At 68.0% G+C, this 17,757-nt stretch carries 17 protein-coding genes and 1 pseudogene; 6 read left to right on the top strand and 12 right to left on the bottom strand.

Going from position 1 to position 17,757, the window contains the following annotated elements; translation table 11 throughout:
* The first annotated feature begins 199 nt into the window (after nucleotides 1–199).
* A complete protein-coding gene (locus tag ACNSN4_RS09660) occupies nucleotides 200–1,321 on the top strand; it encodes an aminopeptidase (RefSeq protein WP_418285612.1) in 1,122 nt (373 codons plus the stop codon).
* 60 nt (nucleotides 1,322–1,381) lie between these two features.
* Here the strand turns inward: ACNSN4_RS09660 and ACNSN4_RS09655 are convergent, their stop codons facing one another.
* From ACNSN4_RS09655 to pheS, 3 genes are all read right to left on the bottom strand, one after another.
* On the bottom strand, nucleotides 1,382–1,534 hold the full coding sequence (locus tag ACNSN4_RS09655) for a hypothetical protein (RefSeq protein WP_418285611.1): 153 nt from the start codon (nucleotides 1,532–1,534) through the stop codon (nucleotides 1,382–1,384).
* A 107-nt stretch (nucleotides 1,535–1,641) separates the two neighbouring features.
* On the bottom strand, nucleotides 1,642–3,474 hold the full coding sequence (gene pheT / locus ACNSN4_RS09650) for a phenylalanine--tRNA ligase subunit beta (protein WP_418285610.1): 1,833 nt from the start codon (nucleotides 3,472–3,474) through the stop codon (nucleotides 1,642–1,644).
* On the bottom strand, nucleotides 3,474–4,982 hold the full coding sequence (gene pheS, locus ACNSN4_RS09645) for a phenylalanine--tRNA ligase subunit alpha (RefSeq protein ID WP_418286355.1): 1,509 nt from the start codon (nucleotides 4,980–4,982) through the stop codon (nucleotides 3,474–3,476). Before pheS ends, pheT begins: the two co-directional genes overlap by 1 nt.
* Before the next feature lie 218 nt (nucleotides 4,983–5,200).
* Between pheS and ACNSN4_RS09640 the strand changes: the two genes are divergently transcribed.
* Complete coding sequence (locus tag ACNSN4_RS09640; RefSeq protein ID WP_418285609.1) at nucleotides 5,201–5,509, top strand: HalOD1 output domain-containing protein; 309 nt, start codon at nucleotides 5,201–5,203, stop codon at nucleotides 5,507–5,509.
* A 58-nt stretch (nucleotides 5,510–5,567) separates the two neighbouring features.
* Here ACNSN4_RS09640 and ACNSN4_RS09635 read toward each other — a convergent pair whose 3' ends face one another.
* The 8 genes and pseudogenes from ACNSN4_RS09635 to ACNSN4_RS09600 all read right to left on the bottom strand — a co-directional run bounded on the left by ACNSN4_RS09635 (nucleotide 5,568) and on the right by ACNSN4_RS09600 (nucleotide 12,050).
* On the bottom strand, nucleotides 5,568–6,230 hold the full coding sequence (locus tag ACNSN4_RS09635; protein WP_418285608.1) for a M48 family metalloprotease: 663 nt from the start codon (nucleotides 6,228–6,230) through the stop codon (nucleotides 5,568–5,570).
* Between the two features lie 71 nt (nucleotides 6,231–6,301).
* Nucleotides 6,302–6,952, bottom strand: a complete 651-nt coding sequence (locus ACNSN4_RS09630) for a MinD/ParA family ATP-binding protein (protein ID WP_418285607.1) — start codon at nucleotides 6,950–6,952, stop codon at nucleotides 6,302–6,304.
* Nucleotides 6,949–7,800 (bottom strand): DUF7857 domain-containing protein, encoded by an 852-nt coding sequence (locus ACNSN4_RS09625; protein ID WP_418285606.1) that lies wholly within the window; start codon nucleotides 7,798–7,800, stop codon nucleotides 6,949–6,951. The genes ACNSN4_RS09630 and ACNSN4_RS09625 overlap by 4 nt, the downstream gene beginning before the upstream one ends.
* Before the next feature lie 41 nt (nucleotides 7,801–7,841).
* Entirely contained in the window at nucleotides 7,842–8,702 is an 861-nt protein-coding gene (locus tag ACNSN4_RS09620) for a DUF7856 family protein (RefSeq protein ID WP_418285605.1), read from the bottom strand.
* Entirely contained in the window at nucleotides 8,699–9,037 is a 339-nt protein-coding gene (locus ACNSN4_RS09615; protein ID WP_418285604.1) for a DUF7855 family protein, read from the bottom strand. Before ACNSN4_RS09615 ends, ACNSN4_RS09620 begins: the two co-directional genes overlap by 4 nt.
* A 162-nt stretch (nucleotides 9,038–9,199) precedes the next feature.
* Nucleotides 9,200–9,472, bottom strand: a pseudogene (locus ACNSN4_RS09610) (DUF7854 family protein); the annotation flags it as partial.
* Nucleotides 9,473–11,575: a minichromosome maintenance protein MCM gene (locus tag ACNSN4_RS09605; protein ID WP_418285603.1), complete on the bottom strand. Its 2,103-nt coding sequence runs from the start codon at nucleotides 11,573–11,575 to the stop codon at nucleotides 9,473–9,475.
* A 112-nt stretch (nucleotides 11,576–11,687) separates the two neighbouring features.
* Complete coding sequence (locus ACNSN4_RS09600) at nucleotides 11,688–12,050, bottom strand: TRAM domain-containing protein (RefSeq protein ID WP_418285602.1); 363 nt, start codon at nucleotides 12,048–12,050, stop codon at nucleotides 11,688–11,690.
* A 209-nt stretch (nucleotides 12,051–12,259) separates the two neighbouring features.
* Between ACNSN4_RS09600 and ACNSN4_RS09595 the strand changes: the two genes are divergently transcribed.
* Nucleotides 12,260–14,602, top strand: coding sequence for a DEAD/DEAH box helicase (locus tag ACNSN4_RS09595; protein WP_418285601.1), 2,343 nt, complete (start codon nucleotides 12,260–12,262; stop codon nucleotides 14,600–14,602).
* 48 nt (nucleotides 14,603–14,650) lie between these two features.
* On the opposite strand, the gene ACNSN4_RS09590 is transcribed toward ACNSN4_RS09595, so the two are convergent.
* Nucleotides 14,651–16,000: a putative ATP-dependent zinc protease gene (locus tag ACNSN4_RS09590; protein ID WP_418285600.1), complete on the bottom strand. Its 1,350-nt coding sequence runs from the start codon at nucleotides 15,998–16,000 to the stop codon at nucleotides 14,651–14,653.
* Nucleotides 16,001–16,116: 116 nt separating this feature from the next.
* Here ACNSN4_RS09590 and ACNSN4_RS09585 point away from each other — a divergent pair, with 116 nt between their 5' ends.
* The 3 genes from ACNSN4_RS09585 to ACNSN4_RS09575 all read left to right on the top strand — a co-directional run bounded on the left by ACNSN4_RS09585 (nucleotide 16,117) and on the right by ACNSN4_RS09575 (nucleotide 17,735).
* Nucleotides 16,117–16,464, top strand: a complete 348-nt coding sequence (locus ACNSN4_RS09585; protein WP_418285599.1) for a hypothetical protein — start codon at nucleotides 16,117–16,119, stop codon at nucleotides 16,462–16,464.
* A 147-nt stretch (nucleotides 16,465–16,611) separates the two neighbouring features.
* Nucleotides 16,612–17,082, top strand: coding sequence for a TRAM domain-containing protein (locus ACNSN4_RS09580; protein ID WP_418285598.1), 471 nt, complete (start codon nucleotides 16,612–16,614; stop codon nucleotides 17,080–17,082).
* A gap of 140 nt (nucleotides 17,083–17,222) precedes the next feature.
* Nucleotides 17,223–17,735 (top strand): Tfx family DNA-binding protein, encoded by a 513-nt coding sequence (locus tag ACNSN4_RS09575; protein WP_418285597.1) that lies wholly within the window; start codon nucleotides 17,223–17,225, stop codon nucleotides 17,733–17,735.
* The last annotated feature ends 22 nt before the right edge of the window (nucleotides 17,736–17,757 follow it).

Raw genomic sequence — 17,757 nt, 5'->3', positions numbered from 1 at the left:
TCGGCGGCGCTTCGCGCCGACTGCAAGCGGGAGCTCCGCTCTCGCCCTGTGCGCCTGCGAGCGAGCGACGAGGCTGGGGCTTTGTGGATGGTTCCGATCAACCTGCTGCCATTCGCTTACAAACCAACTCCCGCTGGGTCTGCGCGACGATCGCCATCCCGGCACCGATTTACCGCACCCCCGCAATCTACCGAGTATTATGGACGAACGCGTACGCGAGCACGCCGCGGTGCTCGTCGACTGGAGCGCACGGATCGAGACCGGGGACGACGTCGTCGTCAGCGTCGCCGAAGACGCCCACGAACTGGGCGTCGCCGTCGCCGAGGCGCTCGGCGAGCGCGGCGCGAACGTGACGACGCTGTACGGCTCCGACGAGCTCTCTCGCGCGTACTTAAAAGGAGCCGAGAGCGAAGGTCGCGACTTCGACGACGACCCGGCGGTCGACCGCGCGATCTTCGAGACCGCCGACGCCTACCTCCGGATCGGGGGCGGCCGCAACACCACGGCGACGGCGGACGTGAACCGCGAGACCCGCCAGGCCTACGCGAAAGCCCGCAAGGGCGTCCGCGAGGCACGAATGGACACCGATTGGGTGTCGACCGTCCACCCCACGCGCAGCCTCGCCCAGCAGGCGGGGATGGCCTACGAGGAGTACCAGGAGTTCGTCTACAACGCCGTGCTCCGCGACTGGGAGGCGCTGGCCGAGGAGATGGCCGAAATGAAAGCGATCCTCGACGCGGGCGACGAGGTCCGGATCGTCACCGAGCGCGACGAGGCCCCCGACACCGACGTGTCGATGTCGATCGCGGGCCGGACCGCGGTCAACTCCGCCGCGTCCGTCGCGTACGACTCGCACAACCTCCCGTCCGGCGAGGTGTTCACCGCCCCGTACGCCACCGAGGGCGAGGTCTTCTTCGACGTACCCATGACGATCGACGCGACACGTGTCCGCGACGTTCACCTCGTCTTCGAGGACGGCGAGGTCGTCGACTTCGACGCCGAGACGGGAGCGGAGGCGCTCGCGAGCGTGCTCGACACCGACCCCGGCGCTCGTCGCCTCGGCGAACTGGGGATCGGGATGAACCGAGGTATCGACCGGTTCACCGACTCGATCCTCTTCGACGAGAAGATGGGCGACACCGTCCATCTCGCCGTCGGTCGCGCCTACGACGCCTGTCTCCCCGAGGGCGAATCTGGCAACGACAGCGCGGTCCACGTCGACATGATAACGGACGTGAGCGAGCGCTCGCGGCTGGAGGTCGACGGCGAACTCGTCCAGCGCGACGGGACGTTCCGATGGGAAGACGGGTTCGACGACTAGACCGACCGCGCTATCGGACGCCCAAGCGGTCCCGCTACTAGACGACCGAGCAGTTCGTTACTAGACGACCGAGCGACCCGCCGAGTCGGCGGCCGTCGGTCCTTCCCGTACCGCATCCCACTCCTCCGAACAGGTCACACAGAGGTAGTACGCAAAGCCGTCGACATCGCGGTGGTAGACCGGCGCATCGGTTCCGCACTTCTCGCAGTTCATGCGAAAACTCTTCCACAAGCGGCACAAGTATTTTGTGATTCAGATCCCACTCGGATCCCGGGATCAGCAGCGATCGTTCGAATCGCCGTTTCGTCGGTTCTCGTCGACTACCGGAGCGCGTCGAGGTCGAACTCGAAGGCCGCGACCGGCACCTCGAGGTGGTGCTCGACGAGCACGGCCGGGTGCACCTCGCCGATCACTCCGACCGGTTCGCCGTCGATCACGACGGAGGCCGTCCGCCCGTCGATAAAGGAGGGATGGTCGGTACGCGGCGTCTCCAGATCGGCGCCGAAGTCGTCACACACCGCCTGTAGCCGCCCCTTCGCGGCCTCGTAGGAGGCGTCACGCCGCGCGACCGCACCGGCGACGTGGCGGCGTTCGGTGACGTTCGTGTTCTGCGTCTCGTCGCGCTCGGCGACGAAGCCGACCTCCGCGACGTCCTGCGGATACGTGTTGTGGGTGTTCCGTTCGAGCAGCATGATCAGCGACGGGATCGCCCACGTCCGGAGCTGCGTGTACTCCTCGCTGTACGGCTCCGTGATCGAGACCGGGTCGCCACCGCCCAGAACGCCGACGCCCGCGAGCGGCTGGCGCTCCTCGGACGCCGCGGACGCCGCGGACGCGACGTCCGCTCTCGCCCCGTCCGCCTCGACGACGGCCGCGCCGCCGGTTCCGGGCTCGACGCGCATCCGTTCGTAGTTCTCCCTCCCGCTCGTCATGTGGAAGTTCAGCAGGTCCTCGAAGCCGAGGCCGACGAGACTCGTCCGAACGGCGTCCTCCAGCCGCGAGCGCTCGTGGCGCCCGCCGACGGTCCCCACGTCGGGATAGCGCGGCTCCAAGTTGTCGAACCCGTACGCGCGTCCCACGTCGTCGATCAGATCGAGCGGGTGGAGCACGTCGACGCGGTACGGCGGAATTACCACCTCGTAGCGCACCGCCTCGTCGAGCGTGTAGCTCGCGTCGAGACCGGCGCGCTCGAAGCAGTCGACCACCTCCTCGGGTTCGAACTCGACCCCGAGCAGCGTCTCGATCCGGTCGTGGCTCACCGTCTTCTCGTCGGTGTCGAGGTTCGGACGGACCAGCTCCGCGCCGTACTCGCTCGGGTGCGTCGCGCCGTCGGCGTAGTTCACCTCGACCTCCTCGATCGTCGCACCGCGCGCGGAGAGTGCATAGCAGATAATGGTACACATCCGGTCGATCGTCCACTGATCGGTGCCGGTCAGCTCGACGAACAGCTCGCGGGAGCCCGTCGTCACCTCGGTGCGCTTCCCGTTGATCACGGGCGGGAACGAGAAGAGCCCCAGCTCGTCGTAGATCGCCGGGTAGCGTTCGAGGCCTTCGACGAGATCGGCGTAGGTCCGGCCGGTATCGTGTTCTTCCAGCACCTCGTTCGGCGTCAGCTCGTCGTTCGCGTCGAGCGGGACGAACGAGACGCCGTCGGGGTCGACGCCGCGATAGGTGATCGACGGCTCGGCGCCCTCCTGCAGCGGTGCGCCCTTGAGCATCGCGAGGTCGTGGATCCCGATCGCGCCTTTCGCGCGGCCGCGACCCATCGTCGCGTGGAGCTTCTCCTGCAGCTGGATCAGCGAGTCGAGCGCGCCCTCGTCGAGGTCGACGCCGCGGACGACGGCGCCGGTGACGTAGGGGCGCTCGTCCGGGACCGACTCGTCGACCTCGATCGTCCACTCGGGGTCGTTGGTGTCGGGGACGTACACGCCGCGGTCGTCGCCGTAGTGGTAGCGCAGCGAGCGCGCCACTCCCTCGACCGAGAGCCTGTCGAGCCGATCGGGCGCGAACTCGAACTGCAGGAGTCCGTCGTCGGTCTCCCCTTCGAACTCCAGCCCGAGCCCGAACAGGTCATTCTTGAACTCCTCGTCGGTCGTGTCGGTGCGGCCGGTGAGTCCGCGCAGCTCGTCGGTGTCGATGTCGACGACGGGCATCAGTAGCTCACCTCCGCGTTCCGCAGGAACTCAATGTCAGCCAAGGTCCCGTGGAGGTCGCGGATGTCCTCCGCGCCGGTGGTCAGCATGGCGAGCCGTTCGAGGGCGAGCCCCCACGCCATCACGTCGCAGTCGACGCCGAGCGGGCCGGTGACTTCCTCGCGGAACACCCCCGAGTTGCCGATCTCGATCTCCTCGCCCGTCTCGGGGTGTTCGCCGAATAGCTCGAAGGACGGCTCCGTGTACGGGTTGTAGTGCGGCTTGAACCGGATGTCCGTGATCCCGAACTGCCGGTAGAACTCCTCGAAGGTGCCCATCAGGTCGCGTACGGAGAGGTCCTCGGCCATCACCCATCCCTCGATCTGGTAGAACTCGAGGAGGTGCGTCGGGTCGAGCGTGTCGTTTCGGTACACCTTCTCGACGGAGAAGTACCGCTGCGGCGGCTCTAGCTCGGCGCCGGCGACTCCGGAGAGGTAGCGCATCGACAGCGACGTGGTGTGGCCACGCAGGGCGATTTCGCGGGCGAACTCCTCGGACCACGGCGAGTGGTAGCCGTCGCCGTCGATCCCCCAGCCGTCGCGATGGGCCGCCTCGACGCGAGCGATCAGCTCGTCCGGAATGCCTTCCATCGGCGGGACGTCCAGCGCGAACCGGTCCCAGTGCGTCCGGGCCGGGTGGTCCTGCGGCATGAACAGGCAGTCGTTGATCCAGAAGTCGCTGTCGGCGTGTGGCCCCTCCATCTCCTGGAAGCCCATCCCGACCAAGACGTCTTTCACGCGGTCCGCGGTCCGGCGGAGCACGTGTTTCCGTCCGCCGGAAATCGCCGGCGCGTCGGCTTCGACGTTGTACTCCGAGAACTCCACGTCCTCCCACTCGCCGCTGGCGAGCAGTTCCGGGGTGACCTGCGCGACCGTCTCCGTCGCCTCGACGCCCGTCATCAGCGCGTCGACGCCCTCGTCGGTGAGCGTCAGCGAGCGGGTGACCGACTCGCCGATAGCGACGAGGCCACGTGAGTCGAGCTGGTCGAGCACCGACTCGTCGACATCGGGCGTCTCTCCGGCCGCGAGCGCTGTGAGCGCGGCGGCCTCGGGATCGGTATCGGGATCGGCGTCGATGTCGACCGTCAGCTCGCCCGAGTCGATCGAGCCGAATCCCTTGCGGGCGAAGTTCGACAGCGCGATGTCGACCTCGGGGCCCTCGAGGTCCGCCTCGCCGATGACTCGCCCCATCGAGACCGGTTCGTCGTCCGCATCGAGCGCGAGACCGGCCCGGTAGAGCCGCGTCTCGGGGAGCCCGTCGTCGACGTACGCGCGTCCCTCGTCGGTGAGATCGAGCGTGTCGGCGGTGTGCTCAGCGACCGAAATCAACCCCTCGTCGCGGAGGTCGAAGGCGGCGCCGACGACCGTCTCGGGTTTCAGGCCCGTTTCGGCCGCGATCTCGTCTATCGTCCGTTCGTCCGTCGCGCTCGCGGCTTCGAGGACCGCGAGCTGTCGTTCCGGGAGTCGCATTCGAGTTGTATGCATACGGGTGTGGGTGGTTGGTAACGGTTCCGGCACGTCGCCGAGAGGAGTGGCGGGCGCACGCCCCTCACGGGACGCGTGAACCCATCACTGTGGGTCGACGAGTCGCGACGGGCACCAACTGACAAGATACGTCGTCAAACGCGAATTATCAAACGTGATTAACGACGAGGAATAGTTATATGCCGAACCGGATTACTGGCGGTATGAGCAGCGTAACGGCAGATATCGGCGATAGCGACCCGACACCAGAGACGGTGCGAGTCGGTTACGCCGCCGACGACACGCTCCCGAGTCTCGCCGTCGTCGAGGGGATCGGCGACCTCGCCGACATCGAACCAGCCGACCTCGCAGACGAAACGGGAATCGTTCTGTTCGACCACGTCGACCCCGACGCGCTCGACGCGCTCGTGGACGCCCGCCCCGGAACCGGAGTCTCCGTCTCGTTTACCGTCATGAAGTACGAGGTCACGGTCACCGATAGCGACGTTGTCGTCCGCCGATCCGGCGAGTAACGCTGGCCGTCGGGCGACGCCGCCACCACACCGATTGCGGTTCCGGACACCATCACCCTCACGCGCGTTCCGAATTCGCCCGCTCACGAAGCGCCGCGATCCGATCGCCGAGCGGCGGTTGCACCTCGAACCACGTCGACCAGTCGCTCGTCTCCGGTTCGACCCCGCGAACCGCTGCGACCCGCTCGAAGGCGTCGGCGACTCGCCCCGCCCCCACCGCGTCTGCGGCGCGGTCGTCCGCCGCGTACTGCACCCGTCGCCCGACCCAGAACGCCGAGAGCCCGATGAGCACGAGCGACGCGAATCCCGCTTCGAACGGGACGGTCGTGGTGACGATACCCGCCAGTAGGCCGAGCACGACCGCGATGGAAACGGCTCGGAACTCACCGTAGTAGGTTTGTACGCGCCCGGCCTCGGCCGCGAGAAGTCCGACTGCGACGTCCTCGTCTAACTCGTCAAGCACGGTATCGGTGACGAATAGGACGCGGCGGCGCGGCGGACCGCGAGCCGCCACGTCGATCGAGTTGTCGCCGCTCGTCTCGACGATCGCGACCCGATCGACGTCGAGTCCGGCGGCCGCACGGAGCGCGTCGAGTTCGGCGCGTTCCGGGTCCGTCGGCTCTCGCAGATCGCGAAACCGGTCGGTGACGTACAGCGGCCCGACCTCGACCGCGAGGAAGGCGAGAACGACGACACCGACGAGGAACGCGGCCGCGAGCATGGATCCCCGTCGTGGCGGGACCGAATAAAACGAATCGATGTCGGCCGGGATCGACCCGGCATTCTGAGCGCTCAGCGAGGCACGCGCCGTGCGAGCTCACGGAGCGCGACGGCGGGATCGCTCTCGGGAGCGGCGTCAACGACCGGGCGCTCCGTTTCGACGGATCGGCCGACTCGGGGATCCGCGGGGACGACAGCGACGGGAGCCCCGAGCGCGTCGGCGATGGCGTCCCGCGGCGGTGCCTCGACGACTCGGTTGACCGCACAGCCGACGAGTCCCGCGTCGAGTTCGCGGGCGAGCGCCCGCGTCCGGATCGCGTCGGCCAGCGCGAACGCGCGCGGCGAGACCACGAGCAGACACGCGTCGGCCAGCGCGAGCGGGACGCCCGCGTCGGCGCGCCGCCCCGCCGGACAGTCGAGCACGACGGTACCGAACTCGCGCTCCAGCGTCCCGACCGCGCCCTCAAGTCGCGTCAAGTCGCACGCGCGGGCACCGGCGAGCGTCCGACCGCAGGGAGCGATCGGGACCAGCCCGGATCGCACCGTCTCGATCGGGTCGGCGGCGCCAGCCAGCACGTCGTGGAGATCCGGACCGGGACCGCCCGGCAGATCGGCCATGCCGAGATCGGCGTCGACGACGACCGCGTCGAGCGCGGCGGCGACGTTGTACGCGAGCGTCGTCTTTCCGACGCCGCCCTTGCCGCCGGCGACCGCGAGGATCACGCTACTCGCTCCATCGCGTCGATCGGCGCGTCGGACGCCTCCGCCCGGGCCGCCAGCGACGACGCCCGTTCGCTCACCGCTCGGAGCCGTTCCGCATCCGTCGCGATGCGGTCGTCCAGCGATCGGAGCTCGTCGAGACCGCCGGCGGACTCGACCATCGCCGTCGCCGTCTCGAGATCTGCGTCGGTCAACCGCTCCGCGCGTTCGATCCGCTTCTCGACCGCGTCGAGCCACGCGTCGATCGGTTCCGCCGCCGCGGGAGGCGGGGTAGCGGTGCGGGTTTCGGCGGAAAGCGCACCGTCGGTATCGAGGTTTGTCTGTGGCTCGTCGCCCCCCTCAGTTCCTCTGACGGCGTCTCCTTCGCTCCCGCTGTCGGCGTCACTTCCGCTTGCGGCGTCGTTCGCGCGACCGTCACTGCCCCCGCCGTTGGCGTCGACAGCGATACGGTCTCCTCCGTCGGCGCCGCTCTCGACCGCCGACCTCGGCGGGCGGTGATCCCCCAGCGTACGGAGCGCATCGGCGACGGTCGTCCCGCCGCGCTCTCGGGCGACCGACAACTCGCCGTCGTGCCCGGCTATCGGCTCCGTCTCGGTGAGCTCCACGGGCGGTTCGATCGACGGGGCCACCGCGGCAAATCCGAGCGCGCGTCGCTCGCCCGGGTCGAGCCGCAGCGTCACACCCGTCTCGTCCCACCCCGCTTCGGGGACGCCGGCGCGTCGCGGCGGGAGCACCGGTCCGTCGAACCGGCTCCGGATCCGAACTCGACGTCGAACCGCGCCGTCGTTGCGTACGCGACAGCGCACCATCGACACGCCGGCGTCTCGATCGACGCTCCACGTCAGGTCCATACGCCGGGTGCCGCGGAATAGTATTTAAATTCGCGGAGCGATCAGGACTCGTCTTCGGCCGTTCCAACCCGACCCGCGGTACCGTCGATCGTGGTCCTGTCTGCCGGCGTTCCGGCGTCAGCCACCACGGCGGGCACCGTGCCGTCCCAGTCGTCGAGCCGAGCTGTGGCAGCCTCATCGAGGGTGACCGGTCCCTCGATATCTGCAATCTTGACCGCGGCGAGCGACGCCGCGAGCGCCTCACCGTCGTACGCCGACGGCTCCGAGCCGGCGGTAGACGGGTCACCGCCCGGCACGGACGCCAGCGCGACGCGGAACGAGGGGTAGATATCCCGGGCGAGCTCCCGGCGGGCGTCACGCCGGCGGTTCTGGAGGCGGTCTCGGAGCTCCAACCGGCGCTCTCGCTGATCGCGGACTTCGGCGGCTCGTGCTCTCGCGTGCTCCAGCGCCTGCTCCGCGGCGATGCGGTCCGTCTGGGCGTCCGACAGCTCGCCGGCCGCCGCCTCGAGGTCAGCGAGCGTCTCGTCGGTTTCGGCCTCGACCGCACGGCGGGCTCTGACGTCGCCGCGAAGCGCCGCAACGCGCTCTTTGAGCCGCGCTTCCGCTCCGCTCGCCTCGGCGACCCGCCGACGCGCGGCGTCGAGATCGACCGGCTCGACGGTAATGTCCGCGAGGGTATCGAGCAGGTCGACCAGTTCCGCTCTGAGGGACGAGCGCCGCCCGCGAGACCGCGCGGCCGCCGCAAGCTCGGCCCGCAGGCTCGTCCCGGTGGGTATCCGCGCGAGTACCCTCGCCGGACGAGCCACGACGGGTTCGTCGACGCACCGAGCGGTGGAGCGTTCGTCGCGGTCAGCCGCCTCTGACGGATCGACCGCATCAGGCGGGTCGATCGACCGTCTCACAGCTCTTCGCCCCGCAGCGTCTCCGGGTCCGGGTGCTCCGTTCCCGCGGCGAACGCCGCGTACGGCGTCGCTTTGGCGTCCCGATCCGCGTAGGCGCTCGCGGCCTCGCGGACCGAGTCGTCGAGCGCGGCGAACTCGTTGAACGGCTCGGTGCGCTCGATCTGTACGTCGCCGCCGTGCGTCTCGCGGAGTCGGAGCGCGAGAAACGCGGCGTACTCCGTCGCGTCGAGCAGTGCCGCGCGGCCGAAGCGACGGACGACAGGTTCCCCATGGCGACGACACAGATTCCGGAGGCCGGTCCGTGCCGCCGACGAATACGTCACGACCAACAACACGACCTCGGCTGGTCGGCTCTGAAACTTAGCCCTTCCGGACTAGTACGTTTATCGGACTCTTTCGATCTCGAACTCGGGGACTGAGCCGTTGTTCCGTGCTGTCAGGTTGTCGGACACGTTTTGAGAATCTGAATCGTCTTCCCTACCCGAATCGGGGTTTTCGTCCGGGCTGTCGCCGCCGCCGACAGCCCGATCGAACCCCGACAGGACGAGGACGCGCTCCCTGGCCGCCGGTGCCGACGAGGCGACGACGATCCGTCCGTCGACCGGCTCCTCCCCGACCGCACGGAAGACGTCGTCTTCGCCGTCGAACTCGGTCGCGTACGTCCGGAGGACCGCTGCGACGCGTCGCTCCGTGTTCGCGAGGTCGGCCTCGCCGTTCTCGAACGCGCGGAGCGCGTCCTCGACGTTCCGGATGGCGGAGATGCGGTCCATCTACGTCGTCCGTAGGTGCCCCTGCTTCGGTTCGTACACTTCGCCCTTCGTGCGGAGCTTCTCGATCTCCTGTTTGGCCTTTCCCGAGTCCATCCCGATCTCTCCGGCGCGGTCGAGCACCTCGTCGACAGGCGCGCCCTCCTGGTACTCCTCTTCGATATCGGCGATGAGCGCCTTGATGTTCTTGATACGGTCGCGCTGGCTCTTCGAAGTCCCGGTCTCCACCACGTCGGCGTCGAACTGCCCCGTCTCCGGGTCGACGCCGATGTCCTTGAGACACGACTCGACGATGCTCGTCGCCCGGTCGGCGTCCTCGCGCTCGACCGTGTCCGAGAGGCGGACGCGCGCGCTCGCCTCCGCGAGCCGCACCAACGCCTCTAGCTTCCGGGCGGTGACGGGGACCGGCGCGTCCTCGTCGGCGCCCTTCGAACGCAAGTTGACGTAGAACTCCTCGATCAGTTCCTTCGCCTCCTCCGTCATCGTCGGGAAACACGTTCGTTTCGCGTGGGCGATGTACTTCCGTAACAGCTCGGCCTCGATCTCGGGAGCGACCTCTTGCGTCACTTCCGCGACCTGCTCCGCGGTGAACTCCGAGGTCGTCAGCTCCTCGCGCTGGGTGTTGAGCTCGCCCGCGTAGTTCGTCTTGATGATGTGTTTGGCCAGCCGCGAGTCGTGTTCGGGGTCCGGGGTGTCCGTCACCGTGAATATCAGATCGAACCGCGAGATCAGCGCGGGTTCGAGGTCGATCTGCTCGCCGATCGGCTCGTACTGATCGAACCGACCGTACTTGGGGTTCGCCGCGCCGAGCAGGGAGCACCGCGCCTTCAGCGTCGCGTTGATCCCGGCTTTGTTCACGCTGATCCGCTGCTGTTCGAGCGCCTGGTGCATGGCCGATCGATCTTCCGATCGCATCTTGTCTAGCTCGTCGACCGCAGCGATCCCCTTGTCGGCGAGCACCAGTGCACCGGCTTCGAGCGTCCACTGCTGGCCGTCGCCGAAGTCGTCGCGTACGGCTGCGGCCGTCAACCCCGCCGACGATGAGCCCTTGCCGGAGGTGTAGACTGAACGCGGCGCGATATGTCGGATATATGAAATCATCTGACTCTTTCCGGTACCCGGATCCCCGATCAGGAGCATGTGGAGGTCGCCGCGGATCCGAGAGCCGTCGGGGAGGTGTTTGGTGACGCCGGAAAAGAGCTGGAGGATCATCGCGAGCTTCTCCTCCTCGTAGCCGTAGATGGCGGGGGCGATCGACTTCACCATCGCGTCGTAGATGTCGGGGCGGTTGGAGAGCTCGATTATCTCGCGTTTGTCCGCCTCGGTGATCTGCATGTTCTCGAACTCCTCGTCCTCGATGGCGATGGCGACGCCGTCCATGTACAGGTCGAAGATGGCGGACTTCTCGTTGCCTTGCTCGACCTGTTCGATGTGGAGGACGCCGACGCAGGTGACGTGGTCGCCCGGACTCACCTTCCCGGTGATGTCGTCGACGATGTCGACGTCGAGCGACTGGGGCGTCTCGCCGCCCCGGAGTCCCTCGGGAGACTCTTGGATCCGGAGCTTCTGGGAGTCGATGAACTCCGACTGGTCGAAGTTGACGCGGAAGGGACCCTGCCGCTCACACCCCTGACACTCGTGGGGCTCCTGGAAGCCGCCGTCGCTCTGGGGGATGTACGTCATCGTCCCGCAGCGCTGGCACTCGAAGGCCGCCTCGGTCACTTTCGGGCGGACGTCGGTCGCCTTCCGGACGATCCCTTTGACCGAGACGAGCTTTCCGATGTGGTCGTCGTGCACGCGGATGCCGCGGATGTCGATGCTATCGGGGAGGTTCTCGATCCGGACGTGCGCGCGGCCGAGGCTGACGTCGGCGGGGAGGTCGTAGAGCCGAATCGCCTCCTCGGCGTACTCGCGCATCTGGTCCGGCTTCGTGCGGAAGTCCTCGGCGAGGTCGCGGTCGAACTGGTACAGGTCGTCGTAGTCGACGTACAGGGAGCGCTGTTCGTTGGGGTACTGCTGTGCGAGGGTGCCGATCTCCTCGCGATAGTAGTTGCGGTAAAACTGAATGAACCGCTCGGTAAGATCCTGATTCCCGGCCTGAGCCATTACGACGGCCCTTCGTCGGCATCACCTATGAACCTCATGCTCGGGGCGGAGGTGAACCGGTCCGGGCGGAGATGGACCGGTCCGACGCGTGCGACGTGCCGTGACCGCGGCCTCACGCCTTCGTGACGAACGTCGCGTCCGCGGAGGTGCGTCCCTCGTTGAACGAGAGGACCTTCGCGCGGATCACGTCGCCTTCGCTGATGTCTTTCGGGATGTCCTGGGTGAAGAGGACGAACCCCTCCACCTTGCCGACGGCGACCTCGTTACCCGAGTGGTGGTCGGTGAGTTCGGTGACGCCGAACTCGTACGTCTCGCCGATCTCGACCGGCGGGTCCCGCTCCTGTGCGGCGTCGTGCGCGCGCTTCGAGTCCCGGGCGTCGGCGGACGGGCCGCGGACGCGGCGAACGATCAGCAGCAGGACGACGAGCAGAACGAGGGCGGCGGTCCCGACGACGATCGGCGATGACGGTATCATACCGGGCGGTTGACCCGCGGTCACGTAAACGCTCGGGGTTGTCGACGGGCGTGGTTTCGGGGAACGGCCGATCCGGCCGCCGACCGTGGTCGGAGGCGTCCCCGGCCTCGCCGACCGTATGAGAAACGCCTTTGCCCTCGAAGCCCCCGTCTCGATCCAATGCGAATCAGCCGCGGTCGCCGTCGACTCGTCCACGGGTGTGGTGTGCCGTGAAGGTCGCGGACGCGGTGCCGGAGTTCGCCGACGCGTTCGGCTTCGAGGAGTTCAACCGAATGCAACGCGAGGCGCTGCCGGGGATCTTAGAGACCGATCACAACGTGGTCGCGTCCGCGCCGACGGCCTCGGGCAAGACCGCGCTCGCCGAGCTCGCGATCTGTCGGACCCTCTCGGCGGGCGGGACCGCCCTCTTTATCGCACCGCTGCGCGCGCTCACCAACGAGAAGGAGACCGAGTGGGAGCGGTTCGAGGAGCTCGGCTACTCCGTGTACGTCGTCTCCGGCGAGCGCGACCTGAACCCGCGCCGCGCCGAGCGCGCGGACGTGCTCGTGACGACCCCGGAGAAGGCCGACAGCGCGACGCGGAAACACGACTCCGCGCGCTACTCCTTTATCACCGACGTCGACTGCGTCGTCATCGACGAGGTGCACCTGCTCGACAGCGAGAAGCGCGGCGCGGTGCTCGAAGTCACCGTCTCGCGGCTCCGCCGGCTGCAGGACCCGCGCGTCGTCGCGCTCTCGGCGACCATGCCGAACGTCGCCGACGTGGCGGAGTGGCTCGACGCCCCCGCGGAGACGACCTACGAGTTCGGCGACGAGTACCGGCCGGTCGATCTGGAGACCGGCGTGAAGACGTACTCGCACGGCTCGAACGCGTTCGCCGACAAGTACCGGCGGCTCTACCGCGCGCTCGATTTAGCCGAGCCGCACGTCCGCGAGGACGGGCAGGCGCTCGTGTTCGTCTCCTCGCGGCAGGACACGGTGCAGGCCGCCAAAAAGGCCCGCGACGAGATCACCGAGCGTGACATCCCGATCGACTCGCGGGGCGACTACGACTTCCACAACGAGGCGAAAGAGCTGACGAACGACACCCTCCGACAGTCCGTCACCGACGGCGTCGGCTTCCACCACGCGGGACTCGGGAAAGACGACCGCGACAAGGTGGAGCAGTGGTTCAAGGAGGGGAAGATCAAGTTCCTCTTTTCGACGTCGACACTCGCGTGGGGCGTCAACCTCCCCGCGCGGTGCGTCGTCATCCGCGACACGAAGTACCACGACCCGCTGGAGGGCGAGACGGACATCTCGCCGCTCGACGTGCTCCAGATGCTCGGGCGGGCGGGACGGCCGGGCTACGACGACGTCGGGTACGGATGGGTGGTCTGTGACCGCGCGGACGCCGACAAGTACCGCGAGCTGCTGCGGGAGGGGAAAGACATCGAGTCCCGGCTCGCGGCCGAGCTCGAATCGCACCTGAACGCGGAGATCGCGATGGGGACGATACGGGGGTTAGAGGACGTGATGGCGTGGTTAGAGACCACCTTCTACTACGTCCGCGCGCAGTCGAAGCCGGACGAGTACGCGTTCGGCACCCTCCGCGACCGCGTGCGCGACACCCTCGAGTCCCTCGTCGACGACGGGTTCGTCGCGGCCGACGACACCCTCGCTATCGAGCCGTCAGCGCTCGGCCGGCTCGCGTCGAAGTACTATCTCCGACTCGACACGGCCCGTCGGTTCCGCCGGCTCGCCGAGCGCGACGCGCTGACCGTCGACCGGATCTTGGAGACGGTCGCGGCCGCCGGCGAGTTCGACTCCGTCTCCGCGCGCTCGGCCGAGGCCGACGCGATCGACCGGATCCTCGACGGCCACGACACCGACCTCGAAGACGGCCACCGCAAGGTGTTCGCCATCCTGCTCGCGGGAATGGCCGACTCGGTCCCCGGCGATCTCCGTTCCGACGCGTGGGTGATCCGACAGAACGCGCTTCGACTGCTGGCCGCGCTCTCGGAGTTCCTCGACCGGTTCGCCGGCGCGCGCGCCGCCAACCTCGCCTGCCGCGTCGAGGCGCGGGTCGAACACGGCGTCTCTCGGGAAGCGGTCGCGCTCACCGCGATCGACGGGGTCGGCTCCGGCCGCGCCGAGCGGCTGGCGAACGCCGGACTCACCTCGCCGGGCGAGGTCGTCGACGCCGGCGCGAGCGCGCTGGAAGGGGCGGGACTGAGCGCTTCCGTCGCCGATCGGATCGTCGAGGCGGCACGCGACTGCCCGCGGATCGAGGTCGACTGGGGCGCGTTCCCCGAGACCGTCGCCGTCGGCGAGAACGAAATGTGCGAGGTCGCCGTCGCGACCGTCTCCGGTCGGGCCCGAACGGGAATCCGCGTCACCGTCAACGACGTGGAGATGACCGAGACGACGACGTACCTCGACGGCGAGACGACGGTTCCGGTCGGCGTGTTCGGTCCGCCGGACGCCGACACGCTGGAGTTCGTCGTCGAGGTCGTCTTTCCGGACCTGCCGCTGATGCCGGTGAGAGCGACGCGAACGGTCCGAGTGGAATGACATCGCCCTCGCCGTGAACGGCGGGACTCTCTCCTTGAGTCAGGTAGTTCACTCTTCGGACGCCCGCTTCGTGACGTCCACGTGGTAGCCGTCGAGGAGGTCTCGACCGAGGAGCACGGGGTAGTTCATGTGGCTCCGGTTCTCGAGACTCGCGGTCACCGTCTGCCAGCGGTCACCGACCTTGACGTCGATCTCGACCAGCGGACGCTTCTGCCGCCCGGTCCGCGAGCCGGACTTCACGTAGACGGTGTCGACGATCGGGCCGGCACCGATCTCCGCCGCGATATCGAAGTCGATGCTCGTCCGCTGGGCGCCGGTGTCGGACTTGGCGATCACGGCTGCCGACTGGCGGCCCGCACTCACCGTCACGCGCTCGGTGTAGCCGATCGTCAGTGGACCCTCCGGCTCCGGAGTGAGTGACGGCTTACACGCCGGGACCGAGTCGTCCAACACCGTCGAGAGGGCGGTGACGCGGTCGGGGTCGACCCGACCGCCGGCGCGCTCGATCGCGAGGCGGGCGATGTGCGGTGCGGGACTGATCCCCGTCGCCTCGAAGAGCCCTTTGAATCCGGCCGTCACGTTCACTTCGAGGACGTACCACGCGCCGTCGCGGCACAGCAGGTCCACGCCGGCGTAGTCGAGATCGAGCACGTCGGCCGCCTCCCGAGAGAGTCGCGCCGCCTCCTCGGGGAGGTCGGCGGTGAAGTCCTCCACTTCCCCGCCGACGGCGACGTTCGTGCGCCACTCGTCCGCCGGCGCGTACCGTTTCATAGCGCCGACGACTCGGTCGCCGACGACGTACGCACGGACGTCGAACGGACGCTCCGTGCCGGTGTCGATGAACTCCTGTAAGAACGCCCGACGGCGGTCGATGTGCGGAGAGACGACGTCGGCGGCGCTGACGATCGACATCCGAGCGCCGTGCGTCCCGATCGCGGACTTGTGGACCGCCTTCTCGCCCGTGAGGCGGTTCCCCTCGTTGATCGTTCGATGCGTGAAGGCTATGTAGGCGTCTGGAACCGGGACCCCGGCCGCGGCGAGCGTCGCCGCCGAACCGTACTTGTGCATGGCCCGGACGGCGACGGCGGGCGGGTTCAAGACGGGACACGAAGCGACGTACATCGTCGCGATGCCGAGGTCGTCGAGCGGCTGTGCGGCCTTCGTCGTCAGCAGGCGGTTCGCGACGATATCCACGTCGGGGTCGAAACAGAGGCTCCCGGCGCCGATCCAAGACCGAGCGTTTTCCTCGCGGAGCCACACCGGTTCGTGTCCCAGCGCGCGAACGGCGTTACAGATCGCTTTGGTCTCTTTGCTGTTGTGAAAACTCAACACCCCGACCCGAACGGGAGGCGTGTCGTCCGTCCCTGTCGACGAACCCGCGTCTGAGGCCTCGGTCATACGTCGTCGTACGGAAACGACACGCTAAGTTAATCACACAATTTCACCGGGAAGCGGTCGGCGGACCGCCAGAACTGACCGACGGTGTTTAACCGAGCGCCCGAGAACGGGTCGCCATGGAGCCGGTCGACGACTGGGGGACGGCGATCGCGGACGCCGGAGAGCTCACCGCCCCGATCGCCGCCGGCATCGTCGCGGACCATGGCGATCGCGGGAAGCGAGCGATCGAGGCGGTCGGTGAGGGGCGTGTGAAACGCTACCGCGATTTCACCGTCGTCGTCGGCCACGACGACGAGTACGTGGTCGAAGACGGGGAGTGCACCTGCGCGGACGCGACGTACAACCTCGACGCCGAGGACCCGTCAGAGCGGTGTTGGCACGCGATCGCGGTCGACGTGGCCGACGCCGTGGGCGCGGTCGACCGCCACGACATGTGGTACTCCGAGGTACGAGAGTTCTTGTGAGCGACGCGCAGAGACCGACCGTTCCACGTAGCCACGGCTGAACCGCTGAACCAGACGACACGCTTCGACCCGACAACACGGCGATATTCCGCCGTTTCGACCGCTCAGTCGAAAACGTTTACAACGGCGGCCGGTCTCCCCTACGGTATGGCGGACTGTCCACTCGCCGACGATTGCCCCAGCTTCGACGAACGAATTCAGGGGATGGGGTGTCAGCACTACGGCAACAAGGGCGGCGCGGAGTGGTGTAACCACTACGACATGCCCATCTACGAACTGAAACAGCAGCCGGTTCAGCCCGGCGAGGAAGTCGTCGTCGAAGTCGACGACATCCACGAGAGCGGGGCCGGCGTCGGTCGGACCGACGACGGCTTCATCGTTCTCGTCGACGGCCTCCTGCCGCCGGCGCGCGCCGAGGTCCGAATTCACCGCGTGAAATCCAGTCACGCGACCGCACGGGACGTCGTCGAGCGCCTCCCCGAAGATCCCGACGAGGAGGGCGAAGGCGACGACGCGGACGCAGCCGACGAGGACGACGCAGACGAGACGGGCGATCGTCGCCGCGATCGTCCCGACCGGGAGCGGCTCGGCAGCCGCGAGAACTTCTGGGGCAAGTAAGTGCGTCTCGGGGTGGTCACACCCCACGGACAGTCCAGACGCCGCCGATCCGTCTCAGATGTCCCGACCGGTGAACCCGTCGGGAGGGCTCCGCCCGTCGAAACCGCCGTTTTTTGAGCGAGCGGCCCGTCGCCGCGAGTATGGTCGCAGACGACGATCCGACCGGCGGCGACGATTTCGACGATCTCGACGACCTCACTGATGTCGACGCCGCGGACCTGTTGGAGCGGGCGGGGTTCGACGCCGACGCGAGCGTCCTCACCGACCGCCAAGCGGAGGTGTTAGCGCTCCGCGAGCGGGGGCTCCGCCAGTCCGATATCGCCGAGCGGCTCGGCACGTCGCGCGCGAACGTCTCCAGCGTCGAGGCGAGCGCTCGCGACAACGTCGAGCGCGCGAAGGAGACGATCGCGTTCGCGGAGGCACTCACTGCGCCGGTCCGCGTCGAAATCGAGGCCGGGACGGACCTGTACGACGCTCCAAAGCGCGTGTACGACGCCTGCGATGAGGCGGGCGTGAAAGTAAACCAGACCGCACCGGATCTGATGAAGGCGATCGGCGACCGCGCCGGCGACGCGGTCCGCGGTCGCGAGGTCAAACGTCGGCTGTTCGTCACGGTCGACGCCGACGGGCGAATTCGGGTTCGAAAACCGTAGGTGACCGACGCCGCGCCCCGCT

It is taken from the genome of Halorubrum marinum, assembly GCF_048381195.1.
GTDB lineage: Archaea > Halobacteriota > Halobacteria > Halobacteriales > Haloferacaceae > Halorubrum.
This window is presented reverse-complemented; position numbering and strand designations above follow the sequence as displayed.